This is a genomic window from Rhodococcus sp. 24CO (assembly GCF_050586165.1).
In the GTDB taxonomy this organism is placed as follows: domain Bacteria; phylum Actinomycetota; class Actinomycetes; order Mycobacteriales; family Mycobacteriaceae; genus Rhodococcus_F.
The window spans coordinates 304,007-330,514 of the sequence record NZ_JAZFNF010000009.1 but is presented as its reverse complement, the minus strand read 5'-3'; the positions used below and the strand labels follow the sequence as shown (position 1 = coordinate 330,514).

General features: G+C 63.7%; 20 protein-coding genes. All 20 read right to left on the bottom strand.

Annotated elements, in window-relative coordinates; genetic code table 11:
• Nucleotides 1-105 precede the first annotated feature (105 nt).
• The 20 genes from V2B23_RS23890 to V2B23_RS23795 all read right to left on the bottom strand — a co-directional run bounded on the left by V2B23_RS23890 (nucleotide 106) and on the right by V2B23_RS23795 (nucleotide 26,188).
• Entirely contained in the window at nucleotides 106-1,188 is a 1,083-nt protein-coding gene (locus V2B23_RS23890; protein ID WP_430952562.1) for an amidohydrolase family protein, read from the bottom strand.
• Nucleotides 1,189-1,192: 4 nt separating this feature from the next.
• Complete coding sequence (gene ffh / locus V2B23_RS23885; protein WP_033236554.1) at nucleotides 1,193-2,770, bottom strand: signal recognition particle protein; 1,578 nt, start codon at nucleotides 2,768-2,770, stop codon at nucleotides 1,193-1,195.
• A gap of 116 nt (nucleotides 2,771-2,886) precedes the next feature.
• Complete coding sequence (locus tag V2B23_RS23880) at nucleotides 2,887-5,394, bottom strand: [protein-PII] uridylyltransferase (protein WP_430952561.1); 2,508 nt, start codon at nucleotides 5,392-5,394, stop codon at nucleotides 2,887-2,889.
• Entirely contained in the window at nucleotides 5,384-5,722 is a 339-nt protein-coding gene (locus tag V2B23_RS23875; RefSeq protein WP_033236555.1) for a P-II family nitrogen regulator, read from the bottom strand. The genes V2B23_RS23880 and V2B23_RS23875 overlap by 11 nt, the downstream gene beginning before the upstream one ends.
• A gap of 57 nt (nucleotides 5,723-5,779) precedes the next feature.
• Nucleotides 5,780-7,039, bottom strand: coding sequence for an ammonium transporter (locus V2B23_RS23870; protein WP_045067926.1), 1,260 nt, complete (start codon nucleotides 7,037-7,039; stop codon nucleotides 5,780-5,782).
• 247 nt (nucleotides 7,040-7,286) lie between these two features.
• On the bottom strand, nucleotides 7,287-8,750 hold the full coding sequence (gene ftsY / locus V2B23_RS23865) for a signal recognition particle-docking protein FtsY (protein WP_430952560.1): 1,464 nt from the start codon (nucleotides 8,748-8,750) through the stop codon (nucleotides 7,287-7,289).
• Nucleotides 8,751-8,792: 42 nt separating this feature from the next.
• Nucleotides 8,793-12,377 (bottom strand): chromosome segregation protein SMC, encoded by a 3,585-nt coding sequence (smc, locus tag V2B23_RS23860; RefSeq protein WP_430952559.1) that lies wholly within the window; start codon nucleotides 12,375-12,377, stop codon nucleotides 8,793-8,795.
• A gap of 25 nt (nucleotides 12,378-12,402) precedes the next feature.
• Nucleotides 12,403-12,663, bottom strand: a complete 261-nt coding sequence (locus V2B23_RS23855) for an acylphosphatase (protein WP_430952616.1) — start codon at nucleotides 12,661-12,663, stop codon at nucleotides 12,403-12,405.
• 10 nt (nucleotides 12,664-12,673) lie between these two features.
• Nucleotides 12,674-13,609, bottom strand: coding sequence for an SMP-30/gluconolactonase/LRE family protein (locus tag V2B23_RS23850; RefSeq protein WP_430952558.1), 936 nt, complete (start codon nucleotides 13,607-13,609; stop codon nucleotides 12,674-12,676).
• Nucleotides 13,609-14,052, bottom strand: coding sequence for an OsmC family protein (locus tag V2B23_RS23845; RefSeq protein WP_430952557.1), 444 nt, complete (start codon nucleotides 14,050-14,052; stop codon nucleotides 13,609-13,611). The genes V2B23_RS23850 and V2B23_RS23845 overlap by 1 nt, the downstream gene beginning before the upstream one ends.
• A gap of 42 nt (nucleotides 14,053-14,094) precedes the next feature.
• On the bottom strand, nucleotides 14,095-14,967 hold the full coding sequence (gene mutM / locus V2B23_RS23840; RefSeq protein ID WP_033236562.1) for a bifunctional DNA-formamidopyrimidine glycosylase/DNA-(apurinic or apyrimidinic site) lyase: 873 nt from the start codon (nucleotides 14,965-14,967) through the stop codon (nucleotides 14,095-14,097).
• A 9-nt stretch (nucleotides 14,968-14,976) separates the two neighbouring features.
• A complete protein-coding gene (gene rnc, locus V2B23_RS23835; protein WP_430952556.1) occupies nucleotides 14,977-15,750 on the bottom strand; it encodes a ribonuclease III in 774 nt (257 codons plus the stop codon).
• 19 nt (nucleotides 15,751-15,769) lie between these two features.
• Nucleotides 15,770-15,952, bottom strand: a complete 183-nt coding sequence (gene rpmF / locus V2B23_RS23830; RefSeq protein ID WP_007729318.1) for a 50S ribosomal protein L32 — start codon at nucleotides 15,950-15,952, stop codon at nucleotides 15,770-15,772.
• A gap of 2 nt (nucleotides 15,953-15,954) precedes the next feature.
• Complete coding sequence (locus tag V2B23_RS23825) at nucleotides 15,955-16,515, bottom strand: YceD family protein (protein ID WP_430952555.1); 561 nt, start codon at nucleotides 16,513-16,515, stop codon at nucleotides 15,955-15,957.
• A 137-nt stretch (nucleotides 16,516-16,652) separates the two neighbouring features.
• The gene (locus V2B23_RS23820) at nucleotides 16,653-17,414 is read right to left on the bottom strand and encodes a DivIVA domain-containing protein (protein ID WP_430952615.1); all 762 of its coding nucleotides are present in this window, start codon (nucleotides 17,412-17,414) and stop codon (nucleotides 16,653-16,655) included.
• A 135-nt stretch (nucleotides 17,415-17,549) separates the two neighbouring features.
• Nucleotides 17,550-18,044 carry a pantetheine-phosphate adenylyltransferase gene (gene coaD, locus V2B23_RS23815; protein WP_033236566.1) on the bottom strand — a complete coding sequence of 165 codons (495 nt, stop codon included), beginning with the start codon at nucleotides 18,042-18,044 and terminating at the stop codon, nucleotides 17,550-17,552.
• Entirely contained in the window at nucleotides 18,041-18,607 is a 567-nt protein-coding gene (rsmD, locus tag V2B23_RS23810; protein ID WP_430952554.1) for a 16S rRNA (guanine(966)-N(2))-methyltransferase RsmD, read from the bottom strand. Before rsmD ends, coaD begins: the two co-directional genes overlap by 4 nt.
• On the bottom strand, nucleotides 18,604-22,008 hold the full coding sequence (locus V2B23_RS23805) for a pyruvate carboxylase (protein ID WP_430952553.1): 3,405 nt from the start codon (nucleotides 22,006-22,008) through the stop codon (nucleotides 18,604-18,606). Before V2B23_RS23805 ends, rsmD begins: the two co-directional genes overlap by 4 nt.
• Nucleotides 22,009-22,128: 120 nt before the next feature.
• Nucleotides 22,129-24,390 carry an ATP-dependent DNA helicase RecG gene (gene recG, locus V2B23_RS23800; RefSeq protein WP_430952552.1) on the bottom strand — a complete coding sequence of 754 codons (2,262 nt, stop codon included), beginning with the start codon at nucleotides 24,388-24,390 and terminating at the stop codon, nucleotides 22,129-22,131.
• 106 nt (nucleotides 24,391-24,496) lie between these two features.
• Complete coding sequence (locus tag V2B23_RS23795) at nucleotides 24,497-26,188, bottom strand: DAK2 domain-containing protein (RefSeq protein ID WP_430952614.1); 1,692 nt, start codon at nucleotides 26,186-26,188, stop codon at nucleotides 24,497-24,499.
• Nucleotides 26,189-26,508 lie beyond the last annotated feature (320 nt).

Below are 26,508 nucleotides of genomic sequence, written 5' to 3'. Positions count from 1 at the left end.
GGTTTTGCCTCTAACCTGTGACCGTCGCAGCGGTACGTAACCGTTTGCGACGAACAGTCGTCCATTGTGCCAGATACCGACTTGTGGATGAAATCCAGGCAAGCGTTATCGGGCGATTACATTGCCGCGAAGCACGACGTGGGCGGGCTTCGCCAGTACAGCGGTGTTTCCCCGAGGATCTTCGTCGAATACCACCAGGTCAGCGGGCGCTCCCTCGACCAATCCGGATCCGCCCAGCCAGGTGCGGGCGTCCCAGCAGGCCGCACCGAGCGCGTCGTGTGACGACATACCGGCGATCTGCAGTTCAGCCACCTCGTCGGCGATCCGGCCGTGCAGGATCGATCCCCCGGCATCCGTGCCGGCGTAGATCGGGATACCTGCTTCGTGCGCCGCACCGATCGTCCGATGGCGCCGAGAGTGCAGATCGCGCATGTGGGCCGCGTAGATCGGGTACCGCGTCGCGGAGTCGGCGATGCCGGGGAACGTCGCGATGTTGATCAGCGTCGGCACCAGTGCGGTGCCGTGAGCAACCATCAACTCGATGGTCTCGTCGGTCAATCCGGTGCCGTGCTCGATGCAGTCGATACCGGCGTTGATCAGTCCGGGAAGTGCGTCCTCGGCAAAAACGTGGGCCGTGACCTTGGCGCCTTCGGCGTGAGCCGCCGCAATAGCTTCCACCAGGATCTTGTCGCTCCACAGCGGCGCGAGGTCGCCGACAGAGCGGTCGATCCAGTCGCCGACGAGCTTGACCCAGCCGTCACCGGCCCTGGCCTGCCGCACGACCTCGTCGGGCAACTGCGATTCGTCTTCGAGATCGACGGGCAACCCCGGGATGTACCGCTTGGGCGCAGCGATGTGCTGACCCGCGCGGATGATCCGGGGAAGATCGTCCCGACCGTCAATGAATCGGGTATCGACGGGTGATCCCGCGTCACGCAACAGCAGGACACCGGCGTCGCGCTCGGTCTCGGCCTGGGTGATCAAACCGTCGACGGTCTCGCCGCCGCCCCCGCCGAAGCGGATACCGACATGGCAATGTGCGTCGACAAGACCGGGAGTGATCCACCCCGCATCGACGATCGTCTCGGCGCCGGAGACCGGTTCGTAAGTGATCCGGCCGTCGACAACCCACAGTTCGATGGGCGCAGCATCGGGCAGACCGCTGCCCCGCAGATGGAGGGCGTTCACGCGTCTACTTCTTGGGCAGCTTGAGCTGCGACAGGTCGATGCCTTCGAGTCCTGGCGGCAACTGGTCGAGTCCCTTGGGCATGTTCGACAGGTCAGGCATTCCGGCAGGCATGCCGCCTGGCATACCCGGGAATCCGCCCATACCGGGGAACCCTCCGCGCATCTTGGGCTGCGTCGGACCCTTGCCGCCCTTCTTGCCCTTCTTGCCCTTCTTGCTGCGCACCTGCTTACGGGCGCCGGGCATGCCCATGCGACCGGCCATGGCGGCCATCATCTTTCGGGCCTCGAAGAACCGGTCGACCAACTGGTTGACGTCGGAGACCTTGACACCCGAACCGTTGGCGATGCGCAGACGACGCGACGCGTTGATGATCTTGGGGTCTTCACGCTCGGCGGGCGTCATACCGCGGATGATCGCCTGGATACGGTCGAGTTGCTTCTCGTCGACGTTGGCCAGAGCGTCCTTCATTCCGCCGGCGCCGGGCAGCATGCCGAGAAGGTTGCCGATCGGGCCCATCTTGCGGACAGCCATCATCTGGTCGAGGAAATCCTCGAGCGTCAGCTGGCCGGAACCGATCTTCGCGGCGGTTGCTTCGGCCTGCTCGGCGTCGAAGACCTGCTCGGCCTGCTCGATGAGGCTCAGGACATCGCCCATGCCGAGGATGCGGCTGGCCATACGGTCCGGGTGGAAGACGTCGAAGTCTTCGAGCTTCTCGCCCGTCGACGCAAACAGAATCGGCTGACCCGTGATCTCACGAACGCTGAGCGCGGCGCCACCACGGGCGTCGCCGTCGAGCTTGGTGAGGACAACACCGGTGAAGCCGACACCCTCACGGAACGCCTCGGCCGTGCTGACCGCGTCCTGACCGATCATCGAGTCGAGAACAAAAATTGTCTCGTCCGGGTTGACGGCGTCACGAATACCGGCAGCCTGCTCCATCAGATCCGCGTCGATGCCGAGTCGGCCGGCGGTATCGACGATAACTACGTCGTACTGCTTGTTGCGCGCCTCTTCGACGCCGGCTCGGGCTACCTCGACGGGGTCGGCAGCGGAGACGCCGAGTGCGTTCTCGCCGCCGCCGATGGATGTACCCGGATGCGGTGCGAAGACGGCGGCACCGGCGCGTTCGCCGACAATCTGCAACTGCGTGACGGCGCCGGGACGCTGAAGGTCACACGCGACCAGCAGAGGCGTGTGCCCCTGATCCTTGAGCCACTTGGCCAGCTTGCCGGCGAGGGTGGTCTTACCGGAACCCTGCAGACCGGCCAGCATGATGACCGTCGGCGGGTTCTTCGCGAACTGCAACCGACGGGTTTCACCGCCGAGGATCTGAACAAGTTCCTCGTTGACGATCTTGACGACCTGCTGGGCCGGGTTCAGAGCGCCGGATACCTCGGCGCCCTTGGCGCGTTCCTTGATCTTGGCGATGAAGCTGCGCACGACGGGCAGCGCAACGTCGGCCTCGAGAAGTGCGAGGCGGATCTCACGGGCGGTCGCGTCGATATCGGCGCCGGACAGACGACCCTTACCACGCAGATCCTTGAGAGATCCGGTCAATCTGTCGGAAAGGGATTCGAACACCGAGTGCGCTCCTGAAGGTCGTGCGAGTTTGCCGTGGATATTCTCGGGCACCAGCCTAGCCGCTACGTCCGCATCGATCCCAGCCGATGCGGACGTAGGTGCTTTCAGGCGTGTCGCTACTGCGGCTTTTTCTCCGGCTGCGGCAGCGGCACAACACCCAGAACGGCGGCCTCGACACGCTCACGACTCGCCCGCGAATCGGCGCCGCCGAAGTCGAGGCAGAACGAGTCGATGACAGACGAACCCAGGGTCGCGACTTTTGCCCACCTGATGTCGGCGCCGCTGCGTTCGAGAGCTGCGGCGAGACGACACAGCAGTCCGACGCGATCCTCGGTGCGTACCTCGAGGATCGCTTGACCCTCACCAGGCGAATCGAACCAGATCACTCGCGGCGGTGCCTGTGCGTACAGAACCGGGATCGCCGAACTCTTGCTGAGCGCAATCGGATCTTCCCACTGTTGCGCCCGAGCTTCCTCTTCCTTGGCGTCGAGTAGCTCGAGCAGGTTCAGCTCACCCTCGGATGCGCGAATCAACTCCTGTCGTAGCAGCGCGGCTTGCGGCGGCGCCCCGAAACGCGGAGTCACGACAAACGAGTTGACCGCAGATCCCGCGTGGGCGCCGAGCGAAGCCGAATGCACCCGTAGCGACGACAACGCAAGAATCCCCGCGGCCCGTGACAACAGGCCCGGTGCGTCCGGAGCAATGACCGTGACCACGTACGTATGCGCGTTCTCAGCCGGAGACAACGACACGTGAACACCGCCGTCCTCCGCGATGGACAACTGCTCGGGATCGAGGGGATCCGGAGCGGGTAGCTCCTCCCCCGCCATCAGCAAGCGGCATCGACGAACAAGTTCACCGATCAACGACGATTTCCAATCGCCCCACACACCCGGACCCGTTGCCAGAGAATCCGCTTCGGCGAGCGCATGAAGAAGGTCGAGCAGCGTTCCGTCAGCGCCCAGCGAATCGACCACCCCCTGCACCGTCGCCGGATCGTCCAGATCGCGTCGCGTCGCCGTTTCGGGCAACAGCAGGTGATACCGGACCATCGCGGACAGCATTGCGACGTCGGAAGGCCACAGCCCCAACCTGTTTCCGATGGCCGTGGCCAATTCCGCACCGACCACACTGTGATCGCCGCCGCGCCCCTTGCCGATGTCGTGAATCAACGCACCGAGCATCAGCAGGTCCGGGCGAGCGACTCGCGTCGTGAATCCACTTGCGTATGCGGCTGTTTCGACGAGGTGCCGATCGACGGTCCAGGTATGGACAGCGTCACGCGGTGGTAGATCCCGAATCGTGCCCCACTCCGGCAGCAATCGCCCCCACAATCCGGTGCGATCAAGAGCTTCGATGACCGGCACCGCGCGAGAACCCGATCCCAACAACACCAGCAGATCGTTGACCGCATTCTTGGGCCATGGCTCACGCAGCTCAGGAGCGTTGTCCGCCAAGCGATTGAGCGTCGACGCCGAGATCGGCATCCCACCGGTTGCGGCAGCCGCCGCAACGCGCATGATCAACCCTGAATCCTTCTTGGGCCGAGCATCGCGCGCCAGCACCACTTCTCCGGCATGCTCGACAACACCCTCGTCCAGAGGATGACGCACCGGAGGCCGCCGTAGCCGCGACAACCCCCGCTTGGGCAAAGAGTTTCCGGCAGTACGGATTCCGACGTCCACCGAATAGCTGATGATGCGCGCCGATTCGCTGAGCAGGCGAGCCAGATCGAACCGATCACCGATCCGCAGGGCGGCACCGATCTCGTCGGCATCCTGAGCCCGCAACTGATCCCGGGGCCGACCGGCCACCCGGTGCAACTCGGTGCGTACGTCGAGCAGTCGCCGGTGCGCCAATGCCAGACCGCCGCCAGGCGAATTGGGACCGAGCCCCGGCATGCCGTCCGTCAACTGAGCGATGGACAGGGCATTGAGCAACTGCACGTCACGCAGTCCCCCGCGCCCGCTCTTGAGATCCGGTTCGGCTCGGTGAGCGATCTCGCCGCTGCTCGCCCACCGCGACTGTGTCTGCGCGATCAAATCGTCGAACCGCGAGCGAATGTCCATCCGCCATTGGCGTCGCACACCGCTGATCAGCAAATTGGTGAGTTCCATGTCGCCGGCAATGTGGCGAGCTTCCAGCATGCCCAGCGACGCGGTGATATCGGTTGCCGCAACCTGCAGGGCCTGCGGCAGCGTCCGCACGCTGTGGTCGAGCTTGATGTGCGCGTCCCACAACGGGTACCAGAGGCGTTCCGCCACCTGAGCCACCACGGCCGGGTCCATGTCGTCGTGCAGCAGAATCAGATCGAGATCGGAATAGGGCAGCAATTCGCGTCGACCCAGACCACCGACAGCAACAATCGCAAATCCGCAGTCGGGCTTGATTCCCAATTCGGCGCCCTTGGTGGTCAGCCAGAACTCGTGGAGATCAACCAGTGCGTGTCGCAGCGAAGGTGCATCGAGCCGACGATTCTTGGGTCCACCGTTGAGTAATGCCTTGCGTGCGCGGGCCAGGTCCGCGGCTTCATCGGATCCCCCTGACGAGACCGGCCCTGGCCCCGTCGCCTTAGCGACGGAACCAGGGCCGAAGTTCCCGGACCCATTCGGGTCAGAGTGCATCGCCACCACGTTCTCCGGTACGAACCCGGATGACCGACTCGACCGGCGAGACCCAGACCTTGCCGTCACCGATCTTGCCGGTGCGCGCAGCCTCGACGATCACCTCGACCACCTTGTCGACAGCCGCGTCGTCGATCACGACCTCCACCCGAACCTTCGGTACGAAGTCCACGGAGTACTCCGCGCCTCGGTACACCTCGGTGTGGCCCTTCTGACGACCGTAACCCTGAACTTCACTGACAGTCATACCCAGCACCCCGGCCTGCTCGAGCGCGGTTTTGACGTCCTCGAGCGTGAACGGCTTGACGATTGCTGTGATCAGCTTCATGTGCTCATCCCTTTCCCAACTCTGAAGTGCTGCGATTTCACTTTAATCACGTGCTGATCACGCGAGGTCGTATGCCGTCTCTGCGTGTTGGGTCTCGTCGATTCCACGGGCCTCGTCCTCAGCCGAGATGCGCCATCCGAGGGGCTTGAGTGCGTAGCCGATGATCGCAGTGAGAACACCGGTGAAGACAAGAGCGACAACTGCAATCACGATCTGAACCACCAACTGCTTGTAGTCACCGCCGTAGAAGAGACCGGTCGACGTACCGAAGAAGCCGATACCGATCGTGCCCCACAGGCCGGAAACGAGGTGAACACCGACAACGTCGAGCGAATCGTCGAAGCCGAAGCGGAACTTCAGGCCGACGGCCAGAGCGGAGAGAATACCGGCGATTGCGCCGAGGAAGATCGAGCCGACCGGGTTCAGTGCACCAGCTGCCGGGGTGATGGCAACCAGACCGGCAACGGCGCCGGAAGCAGCACCGAGGCTGGTGGCATGTCCGTCACGGATACGCTCCGTGAGCAACCAAGCGAGGATTGCCGCGGCGGTAGCGGTGGTGGTGTTGACCCAGGCGAGACCGGCAAAACCGTCGGCAGCAAATGCGGAACCGGCGTTGAAGCCGAACCAACCGAACCAGAGCAGAGCCGCACCGAGCATGACCAGCGGCAGGTTGTGCGGACGGAACGCGGTCTTGCCGAAGCCGGCGCGCTTGCCGACGATCAGAGCGAGAACCAGAGCGGCCATACCGGCGTTGATGTGAACAACTGTGCCGCCGGCGAAGTCAATCGGCGGGACCGCGGCAACGAGGCCACCGTCACCGTCGTCGGTGGTGCCGAAGATCTTTGCAGCGATGCCGTCCTCGGAACCCGAGAGCAGTCCGCCACCCCACACCATGTGAGCGAGCGGGAAGTAGACAACGGTGACCCAGATGCCCGAGAACAGCATCCACGTTCCGAACTTCACGCGCTCGGCCAACGCACCGCTGATAAGTGCGGTCGTGATGATGGCGAACGTCACCTGGAAGGCGATGTCGATGACATTGGGGTAGCCCCACGCACCGGCGATGAAGTTACCGTCCGCGTCGGTGATGCTGTCCTTGAGTCCGAAGAACTCGAAGGGATTCGCGAAAATGCCACCGATGTTCTCGGTGCCGTAGGACATGGACCATCCCCACAGCACGTAGATGACACCGATGACGGCCATCGAACCGAAGGACATCATCATCATGTTGAGCACGGACTTGGACCGAGACATGCCGCCGTAGAAGAACGCGACACCCGGTGTCATCAGCAGAACCAGTGATGCAGCCATCAGCATCCATGCGGCGTTACCGGAGTTCGCCAACAAATCGTCGGTACTCACTTACTACCTCCTAGTCGCACGTGCCGGGTGGCACGTCGTTGAGTAGAAGACTGCTGGGCTGGTGTTTCGTCCGTGGCGCGCTTACGTTTCGCGGACGTGAACCAATTACCCAACTTTGTTGCAAGTAAGTTTCGTCGTGGGGTTCTGCGAACCCGGTGCGCCTTTTTGGTAGCGCCCGCTACCGAAAAGGCGCACGGGGGCGCTAGCCCAACAATGCGTCGACAAACGCTCCCGGCTCGAACGGAGCCAGGTCGTCAGCGCCCTCACCGAGGCCGACAAGCTTCACCGGAACCCCGAGTTCATGCTGAACCTGGAAGACGATTCCGCCCTTCGCAGTACCGTCCAACTTGGTCAGAACAACACCGGTGATATCGACAACTTCGGCAAACACGCGGGCCTGCGCGAGACCGTTCTGCCCCACGGTGGCGTCGAGAACCAAAAGCACGTCGTCGACCGACGCCTTCTTCTCGATCACACGCTTGACCTTGCCGAGCTCGTCCATCAAACCGGTCTTGGTGTGCAAGCGGCCGGCGGTGTCGATCAGAACGACGTCAACGCCCTCCTCGATGCCACGAGTTACGGCATCGAAGGAAATTGCAGCGGGGTCGCCGCCTTCCTTTCCGCGAACAACCTCAGCACCGACGCGCTCGGCCCACGTCTGCAGCTGATCGGCCGCAGCAGCGCGGAACGTGTCAGCGGCACCAAGCAGTACCCGTCGTCCGTCTGCGACCAATACGCGGGCCAACTTGCCCGTCGTGGTGGTCTTGCCGGTTCCGTTCACACCGACAACAAGAAGAACCGCCGGATGGTTGTCGTGCGGAAGTGCCCGGATCGAGCGATCCAGCTCCGGACGAAGCTCTGCGACGAGAACCTCACGCAGCAACGCCCGAGCCTCCGCCTCGGTGCGAACACTGCGGGCCGCCATCTGCGCCCGCAACGTGGTGACAATCTTCTCCGTCGTCGCAGAGCCGAGGTCCGCGATCAGCAGGGTGTCCTCGACCTCTTCCCATGAATCCTCGTCCAGGTCGCCACCACCGAGCAGACCCAGCAAGCTCTTGCCGACTGCAGACTGTGAACGAGACAGGCGGCCGCGAAGGCGATCGAGCCGTCCTTCAGTCGGTTCGATCTCGTCGAGAACCCGCGGGGCGGGCTCGACTACAACAGGCTCGGCCGGGACGGGTTCGACGACAACAGGCTCGGCCGGGACGGGTTCGACGACAACAGGCTCGACCGGCGCGACAGGAGCTGTCTCGACGACCGGCTCTTCAACAACAGGTTCCTCGACAACCGGCTTTTCGACCACCGGCTCTTCGACAACGGGCTCTTCGACAACCGGTTTTTCAACCACCGGCTCTTCGACAACGGGCGGAACCGGTTCCGGTTCGACCGGCTTCTCCGGAACGACCGGCTTCTCCGGGACAGTCGGCTTTACCGGTGGAGCCGGCGCCGGCGGTGGCGCCGTTGCCGTTGATCCCTCACTGAAGTTGAACCCGCCGCCGGCTTTGTAGCCGCCCGACTTGTCCTTCTCCGGCGCACCGAGCTCCGGCTTCGTCTCGGGTGCCTTCAACGACACCTGGCGGCTGCGGTAGCGCAGGAAACCCGCCACAAGAGCAATAAGTATTACGGCCGCAACAGCCGCGATGATGATCCAAGCCTGGGTAGTCACCGGCTCATTGTTTCAGGCCTGGCAACAGAAAGTGACCAAGGCTTACCGAACGGCGAGGTCTTGCCCTCGCAATCGCTGGGAAATGACCGTCGTGATGCCGTCGCCACGCATGCTGACTCCGTACAGAGCATCCGCGATTTCCATGGTGGGTTTCTGGTGCGTGATCACGATCAACTGCGATTTTTCCCGCAACTGTTCGAAGAGTCCGATGAGGCGGCGCAGGTTGGTGTCGTCGAGTGCGGCTTCCACTTCGTCCATGACGTAGAACGGTGACGGCCGAGCCCGGAAGATCGCGACGAGCATGGCCACCGCTGTCAAGGATTTCTCTCCACCCGAGAGCAAGGAGAGCCGTTTGACTTTCTTTCCCGGCGGTCGCGCTTCCACCTCGATGCCGGTGGTGAGCATGTCCGACGGGTCGGTGAGGACAAGTCGGCCTTCGCCGCCCGGGAACAGTGTCTCGAAGACACCGACGAACTCACGGGCGACGTCGGTGTACGCCTCGGTGAACACTTGCAGGATCCGGGCGTCGACGTCGGCGACCACCGCGAGGAGATCCTTGCGTGCTGTTTTGACGTCTTCGAGTTGGGTGGAAAGAAAGGTGTACCGCTCTTCGAGTGCGGCAAACTCCTCGAGTGCCAGCGGATTGACCTTGCCGAGGGTCGCGAGGTCTTTCTCGGCCCGCTTGGCCCGACGCTCCTGCGTGGCGCGGTCGTATGGGGCGGGCGCCGGAGCCGTGACCTGCTCGCCGCGCGCCTTGGCCTCTTCGTACTCCGCCAATTCGAGAGAGGTCGGTGGCAATTCGACGTCGGGGCCGTATTCGGCGATCAGATCGTCGAGTCCGATTCCGTACTGCTCGAGAATGGACTCTTCCAATTGCTCGATGCGCATCGCCGCCTGAGCTTTGGCAACCTCGTCGCGGTGCACGGCGTCGGTCAACGACGCGAGTTGCCCGTTCAGCGCCTTGACGATCTCACGAACCTGCTCGAGCTTGGCGACGCATTCGGTGCGGGCGCGCGCCAGATCGTCACGATGAGCCAACGCCGACGCCACGACCGTCTCGAGTTCGCTCGCGACTCGCAGACCCGATTCTGCGACTGCCGCAGCCACGGCGGCCGCGTGTGCCCGTGCCCGCAACGCGTGTTCTGCCCGCACTCTCGCTTCGCGTTCGGCGGCCGCCGCGCGGCGCAGCGAATCAGCTTTTCCGCGAACGGATTCGGCGCGTTCCTCGGCAGTGCGCACGGTGAGTCGCGCATCCATTTCGACGATGCGCACTTCCGCGAGCGCTGCCGCCGCCATTTCCCGGTCGGTGACGGTTGATTCCGGTTCCCCGGCTTCGAGCCCGCCGTTGTTCTCCGCGTGGCGAAGGCGTTCCTCCAGTTCGGTGAGCGCAGTGAGAGATTCGACTCGACGGGCTTCGGCGCGACTGCGGTGCAGCGTCAGTCGCTCCGATTCTTCGTGTGCGACGCGCACCGCCTGGCCGAGTCGGCCCAACTGTTCGTAGATCGCGGAGATCGCCGCATCGGATTCGTTGAGTGCGGCAAGAGTCTGTTCTGCGGTTTCCTGCCGGGCTGCCTGTTCGGACAGAGCGCCGGCCAAGGCTGCGTCCAACTCTTCGGCCCGCAGTTGTGTCTGCGCCAACTCGGCCGCGGATGCGTCGATGGACGCTTGGGTTTCCAGCGTGCTCGGCCGTCGATCGGAACCGCCGACGAACCACCCCCGGCCGTGCAGGTTCCCGGAGCGGTCGACGGCCCGAATCATACTGTGCTCGGCCACAACTCGCATCGCCTCGTCGAGGGTGTCGACCAGAACCACGTCACCCAGGAGAGCATTGAGTCCGGCACGCAGTTCGGCTGCACACTCGACCACGTCGACGGCCCGGCGAATGCCAGGGCCCAGGTCCACCGGAGCGGCCACGTCGTTCGGCCCGTGAACAATCAACGCCGCGTGCCCACCGTCGTGTTCTGCCAACGCCGACACCGCAGATCGTGCGGCATCGATGGACTGTGCGACAACAGCATCCGCGGCCGGTCCCATCGCAGCGGCAATTGCACTCTCGTAGCCCGGCGTAACCCGAATCATGTCGGCCAGCGCGCCGGTGACGCCGTCGTGGCGCTCCAGAAGCCACCCCGCACCGTCCTTGCGGGCCAACCCGATCGAGAGTGCCTCGATGCGAGCGCTCAACGACGCGATGCGCTGCCCGCTCGACTTCTCCTCGGCGCGCAATTCGGCAACCCGCGCATCGATGATCGTGAGCGCTTCGACGGCACGCTCGTGATTCGTGTCGAGACCGACCTCGCCGGCGTCGAGGTCGCCGATGCTCTCCTGCACGGTCTCGAACTCGGCTTCCGCATCATTCCCTCGGCGGCGGGATTCGTCGATGGATTCCGTGAGCCGCGCAACTTCGGCGTCCGCGGATTCGACGCGCGTGCGCAGGGTATCCACCTGCCCGGACAGTCGAGCCAGCCCCTCGCGGCGATCGGCCACAGCGCGCACCTCGGCCATGTGTGCCCGTTCCGCTTCTGCTGCAGCGTCTTCCGTGGCGGCCAACTGTTCACGGGCGGCCTCGGCCGCAGCACGAGCAATCTCGACGCCTTCGATCAGCTCGGCTTCCTCGGCAGCCATTCGCTCGGCCCGCGCCTCCATCTCGTCCGGATCCTGGCCACGCGCGCCAACCGGTTCCGAGTCGAGGTGACGCGCACGCTCTCGAGCGATACGCACCGTGGCGTTGACTCGTTCCGCCAGCGCCGACAACTGGAACCAGGTCTGCGCTGCAGCTTCCGCGCCGGGTGTCAGGCGTGCCAGTGCTTGCTCCTGGCGACCGAGTTCGAGGTTTGCTTCGTCGAGCGCGGCGGCCACCTGATTGTGTTGCTCGCGCGCAGCCTTCTCGTCCTGCGCTTGATCCTGAAGGGCATTGCGCCGGGTCACGAGATCGTCTGCGGCCAAACGCATCTTGGCGTCACGTAGATCCGCCTGCACAGTCTGGGCGCGCCTGGCAACCTCGGCCTGACGCCCGAGTGGTTTGAGTTGGCGGCGCAATTCCGCGGTGAGATCGCTCAATCGGGCGAGGTTTGCCTGCATGGAATCGAGCTTGCGTACGGCTTTTTCCTTGCGGCGCCGGTGTTTCAGCACGCCGGCCGCTTCCTCGATGAATGCGCGGCGATCCTCCGGCCGCGATTCCAGGATCGCGGCGAGCCTGCCCTGGCCGACGATGACGTGCATTTCACGGCCGATTCCGGAGTCGCTGAGCAACTCCTGGACGTCCATCAATCGGCACGACGAGCCGTTGATCTCGTACTCTCCTGCGCCGTCACGGAACATCCGCCGCGTGATCGACACCTCGGTGTAGTCGATCGGAAGGGCGCCGTCGGAATTGTCGATGGTCAAGGTCACTTCGGCGCGGCCAAGCGGCGCCCGGCCGGAGGTTCCGGCAAAGATGACGTCTTCCATTTTTCCGCCGCGCAATGCCTTGGCGCCCTGCTCACCCATGACCCAGGACAGCGCGTCGACGACATTCGATTTTCCGGAACCGTTAGGACCGACCACGCAGGTGATGCCGGGTTCGAATCGCAGAGTCGTTGCCGACGCAAAAGACTTGAAGCCTTTGAGCGTCAGACTCTTGAGATGCATGCGGAGAACTTTACCGTCATCGCGGTCAGCGTTCGACGAACCCGGACAACTCTCCCCGCGCGGCGTCCCAACTGTCGACAACCAGATCGACAGTTCCCGGCGTGGTGCCCGAGCGCAACAGCTCCAGCAACCTTTCCAGCGACTCCCGATCGCCCTCCGCGACAACGAGTACCCGACCGTCGCGTTGATTCGACGCGTATCCCACCAACCCCAATTCCAACGCGCGAGCCCGGGTCCACCAGCGGAACCCGACGCCTTGCACGAAGCCGTGCACCCACGCCGTCAACCGCACCGGCTCACTCACGAAAACCGCCTACCTGCTCGAGCCTGTGCACGTCACCCAGGAAACTGGTGGTGTACAGCGCATTCGGATCCCACCCCGGTCCGGCGCCGAACTTCACCGCCGAGGTCAACGGCAAACCGGAAGCAATCTCACACGAAGTGCCCCACTCCGGATCCACACGCACAATCTTGCCACCGGCGTTGAACGCCACGTACAGCGCTCCGTCCGGTCCGACGGTCAGATCGTCGGCCATGTTCGCGGGGCCGAACCCCGGCAACGCAATGGTCCGCACAGCGCCGCCCAGATCGTCGGCATCGAGGATGTGAATTGCCGTGGTGAGGTCGAATGTTGTTGTCACAAAAATATTCTGCCCCGATCGAGCCAACCCGTCGACGGTCCCGAGATCCTCGCGCACCACCGTCGCCGAACCGTCACTGCCGATCACGGTCAGTCCAGGTTTTGTCAGAGTTCGCGTCGTCAGGAATCGATTGCCGTCCAGCGGCACAAGGCCATTGGGCATCACCAGGCCGTCGGCAATCGTCGTCACCGACCCGTCCGCGACGTCGACACTGCCGAGAGTGCCGTCTGCGATCCCGAACAGTCCTGAAACTGCAGAGTTTCCGGTGGTGAAGTACACGGCCCCGTCTTGGGTAACCAGCCCACCAGGCCCGTTCACGTTGCTCACCAAAGTCTTTCGGCTTCCGCCGGGCGCAACGGTCAGCAGCGATCCGGGCCCGACGGGAGCCGACTGCGACAGCACCATCGAACCCGCCCCGTCGAATTCCAGGTTTTCGAGCATTCCCGCGCCGGAGGTCACGAGCGTCGACGTCCACTCGCCACAACCGTCGCCGGCCAGGGCCGCCGCAGTGGACACTGCTGCCGCCGGAGTTGACACTGCTACAGCACAACCCAGTACCATCGCAGCGACAACACTGCCGGCGCGCAGCATCAGGCCTCCGTGTCGATGGTCAACGTGACCTTGGTGCCGGCCTTGAGAGTGCGTCCCACGGTGCAGACCTTGTCGACGGATCGCTCGATCAACGTGATCAATCGCTGCTGGGCATCGGCGTCGAGTTCGCTGAGGTCGAGTTCGAGTACCTCGTCCAGTTGCGGGTACACCTCGTTCTCACGATCCGCGGTTCCCGACACCCGAATGGTTGCGTCGTAGTTGTCACCGAGACGGCGCGAAATCGGGAAGTCCGAACTCATTCCCGAGCAGGCTGCCAAGGCGATCTTGAGAAGTTCACCCGGTGTGAAAACACCCGGTACCGATTCCGAGCCGATGAGGACTTCGGCGCCCCGCGAACTCTTGCCGGTGTAGAGGCGGGTGCCGGTACGTTCGACCCAGAGTTCGGTGTGCGCTGGTGCGTTGTCAGCGATCTGTTCAGCCATGCCGCAATCTTGCCACCCTTCTGCAGTGGCAAGTGCGACGACCTACGCTACGTTTCGCCTCGACCTGGGTGCCGGTTGGCAACGCGGGCAACTGAACGACGATCGGTTCATGAACTTCTCACGCCGAATGGGCGCACCGCAGCGCGGGCACGGCAGATTTTCCTGACCGTACGCGGAGAGTGAGCGATCGAAGTACCCGGATTCACCGTTCACGTTGACGTACAACGCGTCGAAGGACGTACCGCCCTGCTCGAGCGCCTCACCCATGACACTGCGGGCCGCCGTCACGAGTTCACGCAATTTCGGCTTTGTCAGGGTTTCGGCAATTCTGTTGCCGTGAACCTTTGCCCGCCACAATGATTCGTCGGCATAGATGTTGCCGATACCGGAGACGACCGTTTGATCGAGTAGTGCTCGTTTGATTTCGGTGTGTTTACCGCGCAAGACGCTCACCACCGATTCGAGATCGAACGCCTCGTCCATCGGGTCACGCGCGATGTGCGCCACCGACTCCGGCAGTAGGGTCCCGTCCACCTCCACCAACGGTGAGATCGACCAGCCACCGAAGGTGCGCTGATCGACAAACCGAAGATCGGCTCCGGAGTCCAGAGCCAGTCGGATACGGAGGTGCTTTTCCCAGTCCACAGTGGGCGGCTGAACGAGCATCTGACCGCTCATCCCGAGGTGAACCACTACACCGACACCGGCAGGTTCGAGAACCAGCCACAGGTATTTGCCGCGGCGCTCGGCGGAAGCGATGGTCTGTCCCGTCAACTGCCCGATCAGGTCGTCTGACCCGAGAACGTGGCGGCGAATAGCGCGGGGATGGAGAACTTCGACAGCTTCGATCGCCGCACCTACAGCGTGAGACTGTAGGCCGCGGCGAACGACTTCGACTTCGGGAAGTTCAGGCAAGAGAAGAACTCAACCGGCAAGATCAACAGAAGTATCGGCTACAGCAGCGCCCTCGGAAGCCTTCTCCGACATCGCTTTCCATGCCGTACTTGCTGCCTTCTGCTCAGCTTCCTTCTTGGACCGACCGACGCCGACGCCCAAGGGATTGCCGCCGATGAGCACAGTGGCCGTAAATTCCTTGTCGTGATCAGGGCCGGTAGCCGTGATCTCGTACACGGGAACACCGGCACTGTGTTCTGCGGTCAACTCCTGCAGACTGGTCTTCCAGTCCAAACCGGCACCCAGAAGCGGAGCACGCGTCAGAAGGTCGTCGAACAGATCGAGGACCACACGGCGCGCGGTGTCGATTCCGTGCTGCAAGTGGATGGCACCCAGAATGGATTCCATTCCGTCGGCGAGGATGGACGGCTTGTCACGGCCACCCGTCATTTCCTCGCCCTTGCCCAGAAGCAGATGCGCTCCGAGTCCGCCTTCACCCAGAGTCCGCGCAACCTCGGCCAGAGCGTGCATGTTCACAACGCTCGCACGAATCTTGGCGAGGTCACCTTCGGACTTGGCCGGGTGTGACAGGTAAAGATTTTCGGTAACGGTGAGACCGAGAACGGAATCCCCGAGAAACTCGAGGCGCTCGTTCGTCGGCAGTCCACCGTTCTCGTATGCGTACGAGCGGTGGGTGAGAGCCAGCGTCAAGAGGCCAGGCTCTATATCGACGCCGATAGCGGCGAGGAGCGTGTCGTGATTGCCCTCGCCGCCAGCGGCTGAAACTGTATTGTCGCTCGTCATAGTCTTTCTCCGTGGAGAACTAGACAGCAGCGGTTACCTGGCGGCCCTTGTACGTACCGCAGGACGGGCACGCGATGTGGGGCAAGGTCTGCTCGCCACAGCCACGGTTGGGGCAGGTAACGAGGGTGGGCACAGTGGTCTTCCACTGGCTACGACGCGACCGCGTGTTGGATCGCGACATTTTGCGCTTGGGGACAGCCACTTCTACTTCTCCTCGGCTTCGGTGATCACAAGATTTTCACTGGTGTTTGATTCCACGCCAAATTTGGCCGCGAGACCAGCCCAGCGAGGATCAAGTATGTCATGCCCATGCCCAGATTCCGCAATCGCCAGGCGAATGCCACATTCTGAGCACAATCCCAGGCAATCGTCACTGCACAAAGGCTGGAGCGGAAGCGCCAGTCCGACTGCATCGACGATGACCGGTTCCAGATCGATTTCTTCGTCTTCGACCTGGTAAACCTCGCCCTCCTCGGTTGTCTCCTCGGTGGCGCTGTCCGGGTAAGCGAACAACTCCGTGAGATAGACGTCCACAACGCTCGTGAACGGCTCGAGACACCGTGAGCACTCACCCGCGGTGGGTGCGTGCACGGTACCGGTGACGAGAACGCCCTCGGATACCGCTTCCATACGAAGATCGAGATCTATGTCCGAACCTGCTTCGATCGCGATGAGATCGAGACCAATGCGGTTCGGCGACTGGATCGTTCTCTCGACAGTGCGCATCGACCCTGGACGCCGACCTAACTTGACGGTGTCCAGCAAGAATCCCGCATCAGTTGACTGATGCGATGAATGACGACGATGCGTTGACAAAGAGAACTCACCTAACTGTTGAAACTGGATGGGCAACCACTCAACAATACCCGAGAGAGCGCAGCAGGCCGAATCCGGATTACAACCTAGCGCCGGCGATCCTGGCGCCGATCGTCGTCGAGGTAGTCCGGCACACCCGAACCCGTCCGCAATTGCTGACGACCGCGTCCGACGGATCGCACCGTCCCGTTGAGGAACTCCTCGAACTCCGCCAGTTTGGTGTCGACGTACAGATCGCACTCCGAACGCATCCGATCGGATTCCGCGTGCGCGGCGTCGATCACCCGAGCCGACTCGGCGCGCGCCGTCTGGACGACCTCGGTCTGGGAAACCAGGCGTGCCTGCTCCTCGGCGCCCTCGGACACCGAGCGGTCGTACGACGCCTTGCCTGCGTCGATCATGCGATCGGACTCGTCACGCGCGCGAGCAGTGACGGCGTCGTACTCGCGTCGTCCGTCGGTAACCGTGCGCTCGGCTTCCGCCTCGGCGTCGGCAACCAACTGGTCGGCGTGAGCGCTGGCCTCGGCAACCATGCGGTCCGCCTGGGCCTTTGCGTCGGACAGGATCCGATCGGCGTCGTCGCGGGCATTCTCGACCGTCGACGTCGCTTCCGCGTTGGCGCTGCTGACAGTTTTGTCCGCAGTGGAACGCGCGTCCGAGACCAACTTGTCACGATGGTCGAGGACGTCCTGGGCGTCGTCCAGCTCACTCGGAATGGCGTCACGGACATCGTCGAGCAGTTCGAGTACGTCGCCACGTGGGACGACGCACCCGGCAGTCATCGGAACGCCTCGTGCCTCTTCGACAATCGCGACCAGTTCGTCAAGCGCCTCGAATACCCGGTACACAAGCAACCCCAATCTTCACCGGCCAACTATCGGCCCACATCGTCACCGATCCACCTGGATCTGCGCCCGTTCCTTGTCGACAAGTTTGCCGGAAGATCGGCCCACCAGGTGCGTCTGGGGGCGGTGTGTCGGGTATCAGCTGTTTTCGGCTGCCCGTTCAGCGATGCGGTCGAGCAGTCGGGCGTGCACTTTTGCGGGCAACATGTCAGCGACATCACCACCGAAGGTGGCAACTTCCTTGACCAGCGAGCTGGACAGGTAACTGTAGGTGGGGTTGGTTGCGACGAACAACGTGTCGACACCGCTGAGCTTCTTGTTCATCTGCGCCATCTGCAGTTCGTAGTCGAAGTCGTTGGCGCCGCGCAGACCCTTGACGATCGCGGTGATGCCCTCTTGCTTCGCGTAGTCGACCAGAAGCCCGTGCCATGACGTCACTCGAACGTTGGGCAGGTGGCTCGTCGCGTCTTCGAGCATCTCGATGCGCTCGTCGACGGTGAACATTCCGCGCTTGTTCTTGTTGATCATCACGGTGACCACGACCTCGTCGAATTGCGCAGCAACTCTTCCGATTACGTCGAGGTGACCGTTGGTCACAGGGTCGAAGGATCCGGGGCAAACGGCGCCAGTCATGAGTCCAGACCGTAGCAGGTTGCGAGTTCGATCCGGGCCTCGCCGTACTTCTTCGCCTTGACGGGTTCGAACCCGTGCGGCCAGAGAGTCTCCGGCGATCGGGACGACCGTTCGAGAACGACGATCGTGCCCTCCCCCACCCACTTGTTGGTCTGAAGGTGCGCAAGGATGGACACCACCGCGTCGTCGGTCACCGCGTACGGCGGGTCTGCGATCACGATGTCGTATTCACGAGCACTCGGACCGGAGACGACGGCAGCGACCGGCGCTGCCCGTAGAACCGCGCCGGGCAGCCCCACCACACCGATGTTGTCCTTGATCACTGCCGCTGCCTTTGCATCGGACTCGACGAGCATCACGTGCTCGGCCCCGCGGGAGAGCGCTTCGAGGCCAAGGGCTCCGGAACCGGCGAACAAGTCGAGCACAGCACAACCGTCGAGGTCGATACGCGCTTCGAGCGCGCTGAAAAGAGCCTCGCGGACCCGGTCCGAAGTGGGCCGGGTTCCGCTCGGCGGGACTCGCAGGCGGCGACCGCCTGCGAGTCCCGAGATGATGCGTGTCACTCTGCGGCGCTCTCCCCGGTGGAGACGACAACGAGGAGGTCGCCGCCTTCGACTTGCTGGACTGCGCTGATCGCGATGCGGGAGACGATGCCGCCGCGCGGTGAGGTGATCGCCGCTTCCATCTTCATCGCTTCGATCGTGGCCACCGTGTCCCCGGCCTCGATCTTCTGGCCTTCCTTGACCGCAAGCGTCACGACGCCCGCGAACGGTGCCGCCACGTGGCCCGGGTTGTTCTTGTCGGCCTTCTCCGCCACCGGCACGTCACTGGCAATAGAGCGATCGCGGATCGAGACCGGCCGCAACTGTCCGTTGAGGATGCACATGACGGTGCGGAAGCCGCGCTCGTCGGGTTCGGAGATCGCTTCGAGTCCGATGATCAACTGCACACCCGGTGTGAGTTCGACGCGATGTTCTTCGCCGCGGCGCAGGCCGTAGAAGAACTGGTTCGCCGAGAGCCGCGAGGTGTCTCCGTACTTGTCGCGGTGCTCGAGGAATTCCTTGGTCGGGCCGGGGAACAGCAGACGGTTCAGCGCGCCCTGACGGTCCTTCGACGAGCCTTCGAGCAGCGCCTCGTCGGCAGCGGAGAGCGGCGTCTCCGGCTTCGCGGGGCCGCGGCCTTCGAGTGCCTTGCTGCGGAACGGTTCCGGCCAGCCGCCGGGCGGGGTGCCCAGTTCGCCGCGCAGGAAGCCGACAACCGAGTCGGGGATGTCGAACTTGGCCGGGTCGGCGGCAAATTCCTCCGACGGAACACCGGCACCCACGAGGTGCAGGGCGAGGTCGCCGACAACCTTCGACGACGGTGTCACCTTCACCAGGTGCCCGAGCATGCGGTCGGCGTCGGCGTACTTGGCTTCGACTTCTTCGAAGCGGTCACCGAGGCCCAGTGCCACAGCCTGAGTGCGGAGGTTGGAGAGCTGACCGCCGGGGATCTCGTGCGTGTAGACGCGTCCGGTCGGAGACGGAAGCCCGGACTCGAACGGCGCGTACACCTTTCGCAGCGCCTCCCAGTACGGCTCGAGGTCGCACACGTTCTGCAAATTCAGTCCGGTGTCGAACTCCGAGTGCGCGGCAGCAGCAACGATTGCCGACAGCGCAGGCTGGCTGGTGGTGCCGGCCAGAGCAGCCGAGGCGCCGTCGACAGCGTCGGCGCCCGCCTGCCAGGCGGCGAAGTACGTCGCCAACTGCCCACCGGGGGTGTCATGCGTATGCACGTGCACCGGCAGATCGAAGTTGGAGCGCAACGCGGTCACGAGCTTGGTCGCGGCCGGCGCGCGGAGCAGACCGGCCATGTCCTTGATCGCCAGGACGTGAGCGCCGGCATCGACGATTTCCTCGGCCAGTTTCAGGTAGTAGTCGAGGGTGTAGAGCGTTTCGTTCGGATCCGACAGATCGCCGGTGTAGCTCATCGCCACCTCGGCCAGAGCCGTACCGGTCTCGCGGACCGCGTCGATGGCCGGCCGCATCTGGTCGACATTGTTGAGCGCGTCGAAGATTCGGAAGATGTCGATACCGGTGTCGGTGGCTTCCTGCACGAAGGCGCGGGTGACCTTTTCGGGATACGGCGTGTAGCCCACCGTGTTTCGTCCACGCAGCAGCATCTGCAGGTTGATGTTCGGGATCGCTTCACGCAGTGCGGCGAGCCGGTACCACGGGTCCTCGTGCAGGAAGCGAAGTCCCACATCGTATGTCGCGCCGCCCCACGCTTCGATCGAGAGCAGTTCCGGCGTCAACCGGGCAACGTGACCGGCGACGTCAAGCAGGCCGCTGGTACGGACGCGGGTGGCCAACAGCGACTGGTGTGCGTCACGGAACGTGGTGTCGGTGACCGCAACAGCCTTCTGCTCACGCAGTGCCTTCGCGAATCCTTCCGGACCGAGTTCGAGCAACCGCTGGCGGCTACCGGCGGGCGGCGGAGTCGAGAGATCGATCTTGGGGAGCTTGTCCTGCGGGTACACCGCCGACGGGCGTTCACCGTGCGGCTTGTTGACCGTGACGTCGGCGAGGTACGTGAGGATCTTGGTACCGCGGTCTGCCGAGGAGCGCTGCGTCAACAGGTGGGGACGTTCCTCGATGAACGAGGTGGTGACCCGCCCCGCTTTGAAGTCCGGGTCGTCGAGAACAGCTTGCAGGAACGGGATATTCGTCGATACGCCGCGGATCCGGAACTCCGTGACCGCGCGACGCGCACGCGCCACGGCAGCCTCGAGGTCGCGTCCACGACAGGTGAGCTTGACCAGCATCGAGTCGAAGTATGCACCGACCTCGGCGCCGAGTGTTGCGCCGCCGTCGAGGCGGATACCGGCACCACCCGGGGTGCGGTACGCGGTGATCCGGCCCGTGTCGGGGCGGAACCCGTTGGCGGGATCCTCGGTGGTGATGCGGCACTGCAGCGCCGCGCCGCGCAGCTTGATCGAGTCCTGCGTCAGACCCAGGTCGTCGAGGGTGGAACCGGACGCGATCAGGAGCTGCGACTGGACGAGGTCGACATCGGTGACCTCTTCGGTGACCGTGTGCTCCACCTGGATTCGCGGATTCATCTCGATGAAGACGTGATTGCCACGGGTGTCGAGAAGGAACTCGACCGTGCCGGCGCACGTGTAACCGATCTGCTTCGCGAATGCCACGGCATCGGCGCAGATCTTGGCCCGCAACTCTTCCGACAGATTCGGGGCCGGGGCGAGTTCGATCACCTTCTGGTGGCGACGCTGCAACGAGCAGTCGCGCTCGAACAGGTGAATGACGTTGCCGTGCTCGTCGGCGAGGATCTGGACCTCGATGTGGCGGGGATCGATGACGGCCTGCTCGAGGAACACCGTCGGATCGCCGAAGGCGGATTCTGCTTCACGCGCCGCGGCTTCGATGGATTCCTTGAGCAGTGAGCGCTCGGCGACGCGGCGCATACCGCGGCCACCACCACCGGCGACGGCTTTCACGAAGATCGGGAACGTCATGTCCTCGGCCGCCGCGAGCAACTCGTCGATATCCGACGACGGCTCCGACGACGCCAGCACCGGCAGACCCGCAGCCTTCGCCGCCGCAATCGCCCGCGCCTTGTTTCCGGTCAGCTCGAGGATCTCCGCGGACGGGCCGACGAATTTGATGCCCGCCTCCGCACACGCCGCCGACAAATCCGGATTCTCGGACAGGAACCCGTAACCGGGATAGATCGCGTCAGCGCCGGCATTTTTTGCCGCGGCCACGATCTCCTCCACCGACAGGTACGCCCGAACCGGGTGACCCTTCTCCCCGATCTGATAACTCTCGTCAGACTTCAGGCGGTGGATCGAGTTCCGATCCTCGTACGGGAACACCGCAACAGTTCCAGCACCTAGTTCGTAGGCGGCGCGGAACGCGCGGATCGCAATTTCGCCGCGGTTGGCGACGAGCACTTTGGAGAACATGGGGAAAAACTACCGCGAATTCCGTATGTACAAGCACGCGGCGTCCCACATCGTAGACTGAATCGAGAAACAAACCCGATGGTCCTGCCGCTATTCGTATTCAGTTTGCCGTCATACTGCTCACGATTTCTCGAGGTATTCGATCCGATCGGAGTCCAGGGCGGCGGTCACCATCGACGCAAGCGCGGGATGCCGGGCGAGCGTCGGGTCGCGTTCGACAACACCGGTCGCGAAGTCTCGCGCGGATTCGAGAATGTCACCGTGCGCGATGAGCGAGAGCAGCCGCAGGTTGGACGTGGTGCCGGATTGGGCAGCTCCGAGAATGTCTCCTTCACGTCGGGTCGCGAGGTCGAGTTGCGCCAGTTCGAAGCCGTCATTGGTGGCGGCAACAGCAGACAGCCGCTCGTACGCCGGTCCACCTGGATTACTTCCCGTCACCAGAATGCACAGTCCCTGGTGTTTTCCACGCCCCACTCGGCCGCGCAGCTGGTGTAGCTGACTGACACCGAAACGCTCGGCGTCGACGATCACCATGACCGTCGCATTCGGTACGTCCACACCGACCTCCACGACGGTGGTGCAGACGAGCACGTCGATGTCGCCGACGTTGAACGCGCTCATGACGACGTCTTTCTCGTCAGAGGGCAGGCGACCGTGCAGGAGTCCGACGCGCAGTTCGGAAAGCGGGCCGCCCGACAACTCCTCGAAGACGTCGACAGCCGACTTCGTTTCGGGTTGCTTCTCCTCGGTGAACTGGTCCTCGCCCGCAGCGGGTTCGCCGTCACCGATCCGTGAGCACACGACGTAGGCCTGACGCCCGTCTGCGACGTCCTCACGAATTCGCGCCCACGCCCGATCCACCCATGCGGGCTTCTGCTTTGCCGGCACAACACTGCTCTTGATCGGGCTACGTCCACGAGGCAATTCGCGCAGTGTGGAAACCTCCAGATCGCCGAGCACCGTCATGGCAATGGTGCGCGGAATGGGAGTAGCCGTCATGACCAGCAGGTGGGGGCTCAGGCCGTCGCGAGCACGCGAGCGAAGGTGATCTCGTTGCTCCACCCCGAACCTGTGCTGCTCGTCCACTACAACCATGCCGAGATTGAAGAACTCGACACTGTCCTGGATCAGTGCGTGAGTACCGATGACAATTCCCGCGTCACCGGTCACCGCGTCGAGGAGCGCGGCACGTTTGGCGGCAACCGGGAGTGAACCGGTGAGCAAGGCGATGCGAGTGGAGTGCTCGGCCGAGCCCAGCTCTCCCCCGGTTGCGAGCGGGCCCATCATCGCGCGCAGGGACCGGGCATGCTGATTGGCCAGCACTTCGGTGGGCGCGAGCAGTGCACATTGATATCCCGCGTCAACCGCTTGCAGCATCGCCCGAAGCGCCACGATGGTCTTACCTGAGCCCACCTCACCTTGCAGGAGCCGGCTCATGGGGTGGGTCTGCGAGAGGTCGGCCGCGATCTCCGCGGCTACGGCTTGCTGCCCTTCCGTCAGGGTGAACGGCAGCATCTCCTCGAACTGCTCGGCGATACCGCCCGCAACAGGCACGCACGCCGGTGCCACCCGCTCGGAATTGTCGTGACGCCGCATCGCCAGAACCAACTGCAGAGACAGTGCCTCGTCGAACCGCAATCGCTCGCGGGAACGTTCGATGTCGTCCTTGGTGTCGGGCAGGTGCACCGTTCGCAGGGCCTCGTCCAACCCGACAAAATGATGTTCGGCGAGAGTCTCGGCCGGTAGCGGTTCGGGAACCGGATCAAGCTGGTCGAGAACTTGTCGGACGCACCGCATGATCGTCCAGCTCTCCACCTCGCGCGTCGCCGGATACAGCGGGATGAACTCACGCTCGAAAATCGAATAGTCGAGTTCGGCGCCCGGTCCCGAGCTGGCACGCGCCAGCCCCGCCAGATCGCCGGCCCCCTTGACAGCGTTCAAGGGAACAATCGAATCTTCTTCCCCGGCACCGGGTTCCGGAAGAATCAGATAACTGGGGTGCGTCAAACTCCACTTGTTCCGAAAGTACTTGACTGTGCCCGAGAACATCGCCCGCACGCCGGGCTTGATGGCATGCTTCACCTTGTACGGGTTGAAGAAGGTGACGTCGACAGTCTGCGTATCCGTCGTGAGCGAAACCTTGAGCATCTGCCCCGTCCGGGACTTCATGTTCACGATGTTCGCGGACGCCACCCGCGCAATGATCGTGATGTGCTCGCCTTCCGGCGGCTCCTTGTCGGCAAGTTCCTTACCCGCCGACGCGTACCGATGGGGGTAGTGGCGCAGTAGATCCTCGACCGTGCGGATCTCGAAGGCCTCGGCCAACGCGTCCGCGGTCTTCTTTCCCAGGAGCCGATCCAAGTTGTCGGCGAGCGTTGCCATGTCAGTTTCCTCGCAGATCGAAAAGCAGCAGATCGAAAAGCACAGGTATTCGTATATCAGTACCCACCGACACACATGCTCCGGATACGTTTACCCGACAGAGCGCTCATTCCACGCCCAGCTGAAACAGATCCCCCGGCTGACCGCCCTGATAAATCAACACGTCGACGCCTGGGTAGGTGTCGACGACATGAGCTTCCATCCGCTCGGCCAAGCCGTCGGCGGCGTCGGCGCCCATGAGAAGTGTGACCAATTCGCCACCAGATCCCATCGCAAGGTCGATCAATCGCGCTGCCGACGCCTCGACGTCAGGTCCGATGACCACCACCTCGTGACCCATCAACCCGATGGCGTCGCCCGGGTCGCAGGTCCCGACAAACGTCAGCGACCGTTCCACGGCGATCCGCAGAGACCCCCACCGAGTTGCCGCAGCCGATTCAGACATGGTGAACCCGTCGTCGGCGACGTTTCGACTTCCGTCGTGGACCGCGAGTGCCGCCAACCCCTGGACCATCGACGATGTCGAGAGCAGTAGCACCTGGTGCAGGGGATCTCGCGCCGCCGCGCTGACCGCAACCAGCTCCTGAGCGCTCAGCGCGCCGTTGGGCAGAACCAGCACCTCGGTGCGATCCATGGTGCGGATATGGCCGAGCAGCTGCGCACGGGTCACCGGCGCGTCGTCGCACCGCAGTACCGAGGCACCTTCACTCGCGAACAGTGCCGCCGCGCCGTCTCCCGCCACAACGGCGAGCACACCACGCGCATCGTGGCCCTGAAACTGCATCTCCTGACGGGCGACCAACTGATCACGTTCGTCGACAAGGAAACTGCTGATCCGAATCCCATGCACGCGACCGGCTTCGAGGCCTGCCTCGACTGCGGCGCCCGCATCACAGCAATGCACGTGAACCGACCAGCCACCGAATCCGTCACTGACGATCACTATCGAGTCGCCGAGCACCGCCAACCGGGTGCGAAGCGCCGCCATCAGATCCTCATCCGATTCGTCGACGAGGTACATCACCTCGAAGTCCTGCGCCGAATCGTCGCCACACTCGAGTGGACCCGATTTCCGGTCCCAGTCATGGTCGCGTCTGCTGACCTGCGCAACGAGACCGCGGCTTCGTCCGGCGCCCAGTTCCGCCCGATCCGGTGAGTGCCCGGACACGGACTCGACCAGAGCGTCCAAAATCACCAGCAACCCCAGGCCGCCCGCATCCACGACGCCAGCCGAGGCAAGCACGTCGAGTTGCTGCGGCGTCATGACCAGGGCGCTCGCGGCCGCATCTGCCGCAGCGAGGGCAACGGCCTGCAGATCCACGCCGACACACTGGGCCGCCGCTTCACCGGAGGCTCGGAGAACGGTCACGATGGTGCCCTCGACCAGGTCCGTCACCGCGCGTGACGCAAGATCGGTGCCCGTCTGCAGCGCCACCGCAAGATCGCGTCCGTTGATCCGCTCACCGCGTACCGTCTCCGCAATCCCACGAATCACCTGGGACAGGATGACGCCGGAATTGCCGCGTGCGCCCGCCACAGCACCTCGTGCCAGCGCGTTGGCGGTGCGGGCGGCGCTGGTGACGTCGCCGTCCAGTGCCTCGGCCGAATCGAGTGCGGCGCGCATCGTGAACAGCAGATTTGTGCCGGTGTCGGAATCAGGGATGGGAAAGACGTTGAGGCTGTTGATCTCTCCGCGACGCTCCTCGAGGCAATCGACCGAGCGTCTGGCCCACCTGCGCAGAAACAGGCCGTCCGCGGTGCCGTCCGCTCGCTGGTGTTGCACGTCCCCCACCGGCACGTCCCCCACCGGCACGTCCCCCACCGGCACGTCCCCCACTGGCAATTCCCCCACTGGCAATTCCCCTCTGCGGAAACGTCCCTTCAGCAGGGACCGAAACGAATGCTGTCGAGGGTAGTCGGGCGCACTCCATGATCGCCGGATTGAGGGCCGGTTTGGTCAATCAGGCGGTCAACAGTTACTGTTACACGGTTGCCTCGAACGGGCTACACCAAATATTGCTGCAACCAGTGCACTCCGGTGCGCCGTTTACAACAGTGTTCTGTGTTGTCACGCTCGACTGCACCGTAAGCGGTCGGAGACCGATTCGGTATCGCAAG

Excerpts from the sequence above, each read along its gene's own strand:
- recG (WP_430952552.1), bottom strand. The coding sequence starts at position 24,390 with ATGGCAACGCTCGCCGACAACTTGGATCGGCTCCTGGGAAAGAAGACC.
- V2B23_RS23805 (WP_430952553.1), bottom strand. The coding sequence starts at position 22,008 with ATGTTCTCCAAAGTGCTCGTCGCCAACCGCGGCGAAATTGCGATCCGC.
- coaD (WP_033236566.1), bottom strand. The coding sequence starts at position 18,044 with ATGACTGGCGCCGTTTGCCCCGGATCCTTCGACCCTGTGACCAACGGT.
- V2B23_RS23845 (WP_430952557.1), bottom strand. The coding sequence starts at position 14,052 with ATGGCTGAACAGATCGCTGACAACGCACCAGCGCACACCGAACTCTGG.
- smc (WP_430952559.1), bottom strand. The coding sequence starts at position 12,377 with ATGCATCTCAAGAGTCTGACGCTCAAAGGCTTCAAGTCTTTTGCGTCG.
- V2B23_RS23875 (WP_033236555.1), bottom strand. The coding sequence starts at position 5,722 with ATGAAGCTGATCACAGCAATCGTCAAGCCGTTCACGCTCGAGGACGTC.
- V2B23_RS23850 (WP_430952558.1), bottom strand. The coding sequence starts at position 13,609 with ATGCTGCGCGCCGGCAGTGTTGTCGCTGCGATGGTACTGGGTTGTGCT.
- V2B23_RS23880 (WP_430952561.1), bottom strand. The coding sequence starts at position 5,394 with ATGCACTCTGACCCGAATGGGTCCGGGAACTTCGGCCCTGGTTCCGTC.
- V2B23_RS23870 (WP_045067926.1), bottom strand. The coding sequence starts at position 7,039 with ATGCTGATGGCTGCATCACTGGTTCTGCTGATGACACCGGGTGTCGCG.
- rnc (WP_430952556.1), bottom strand. The coding sequence starts at position 15,750 with ATGACGAGCGACAATACAGTTTCAGCCGCTGGCGGCGAGGGCAATCAC.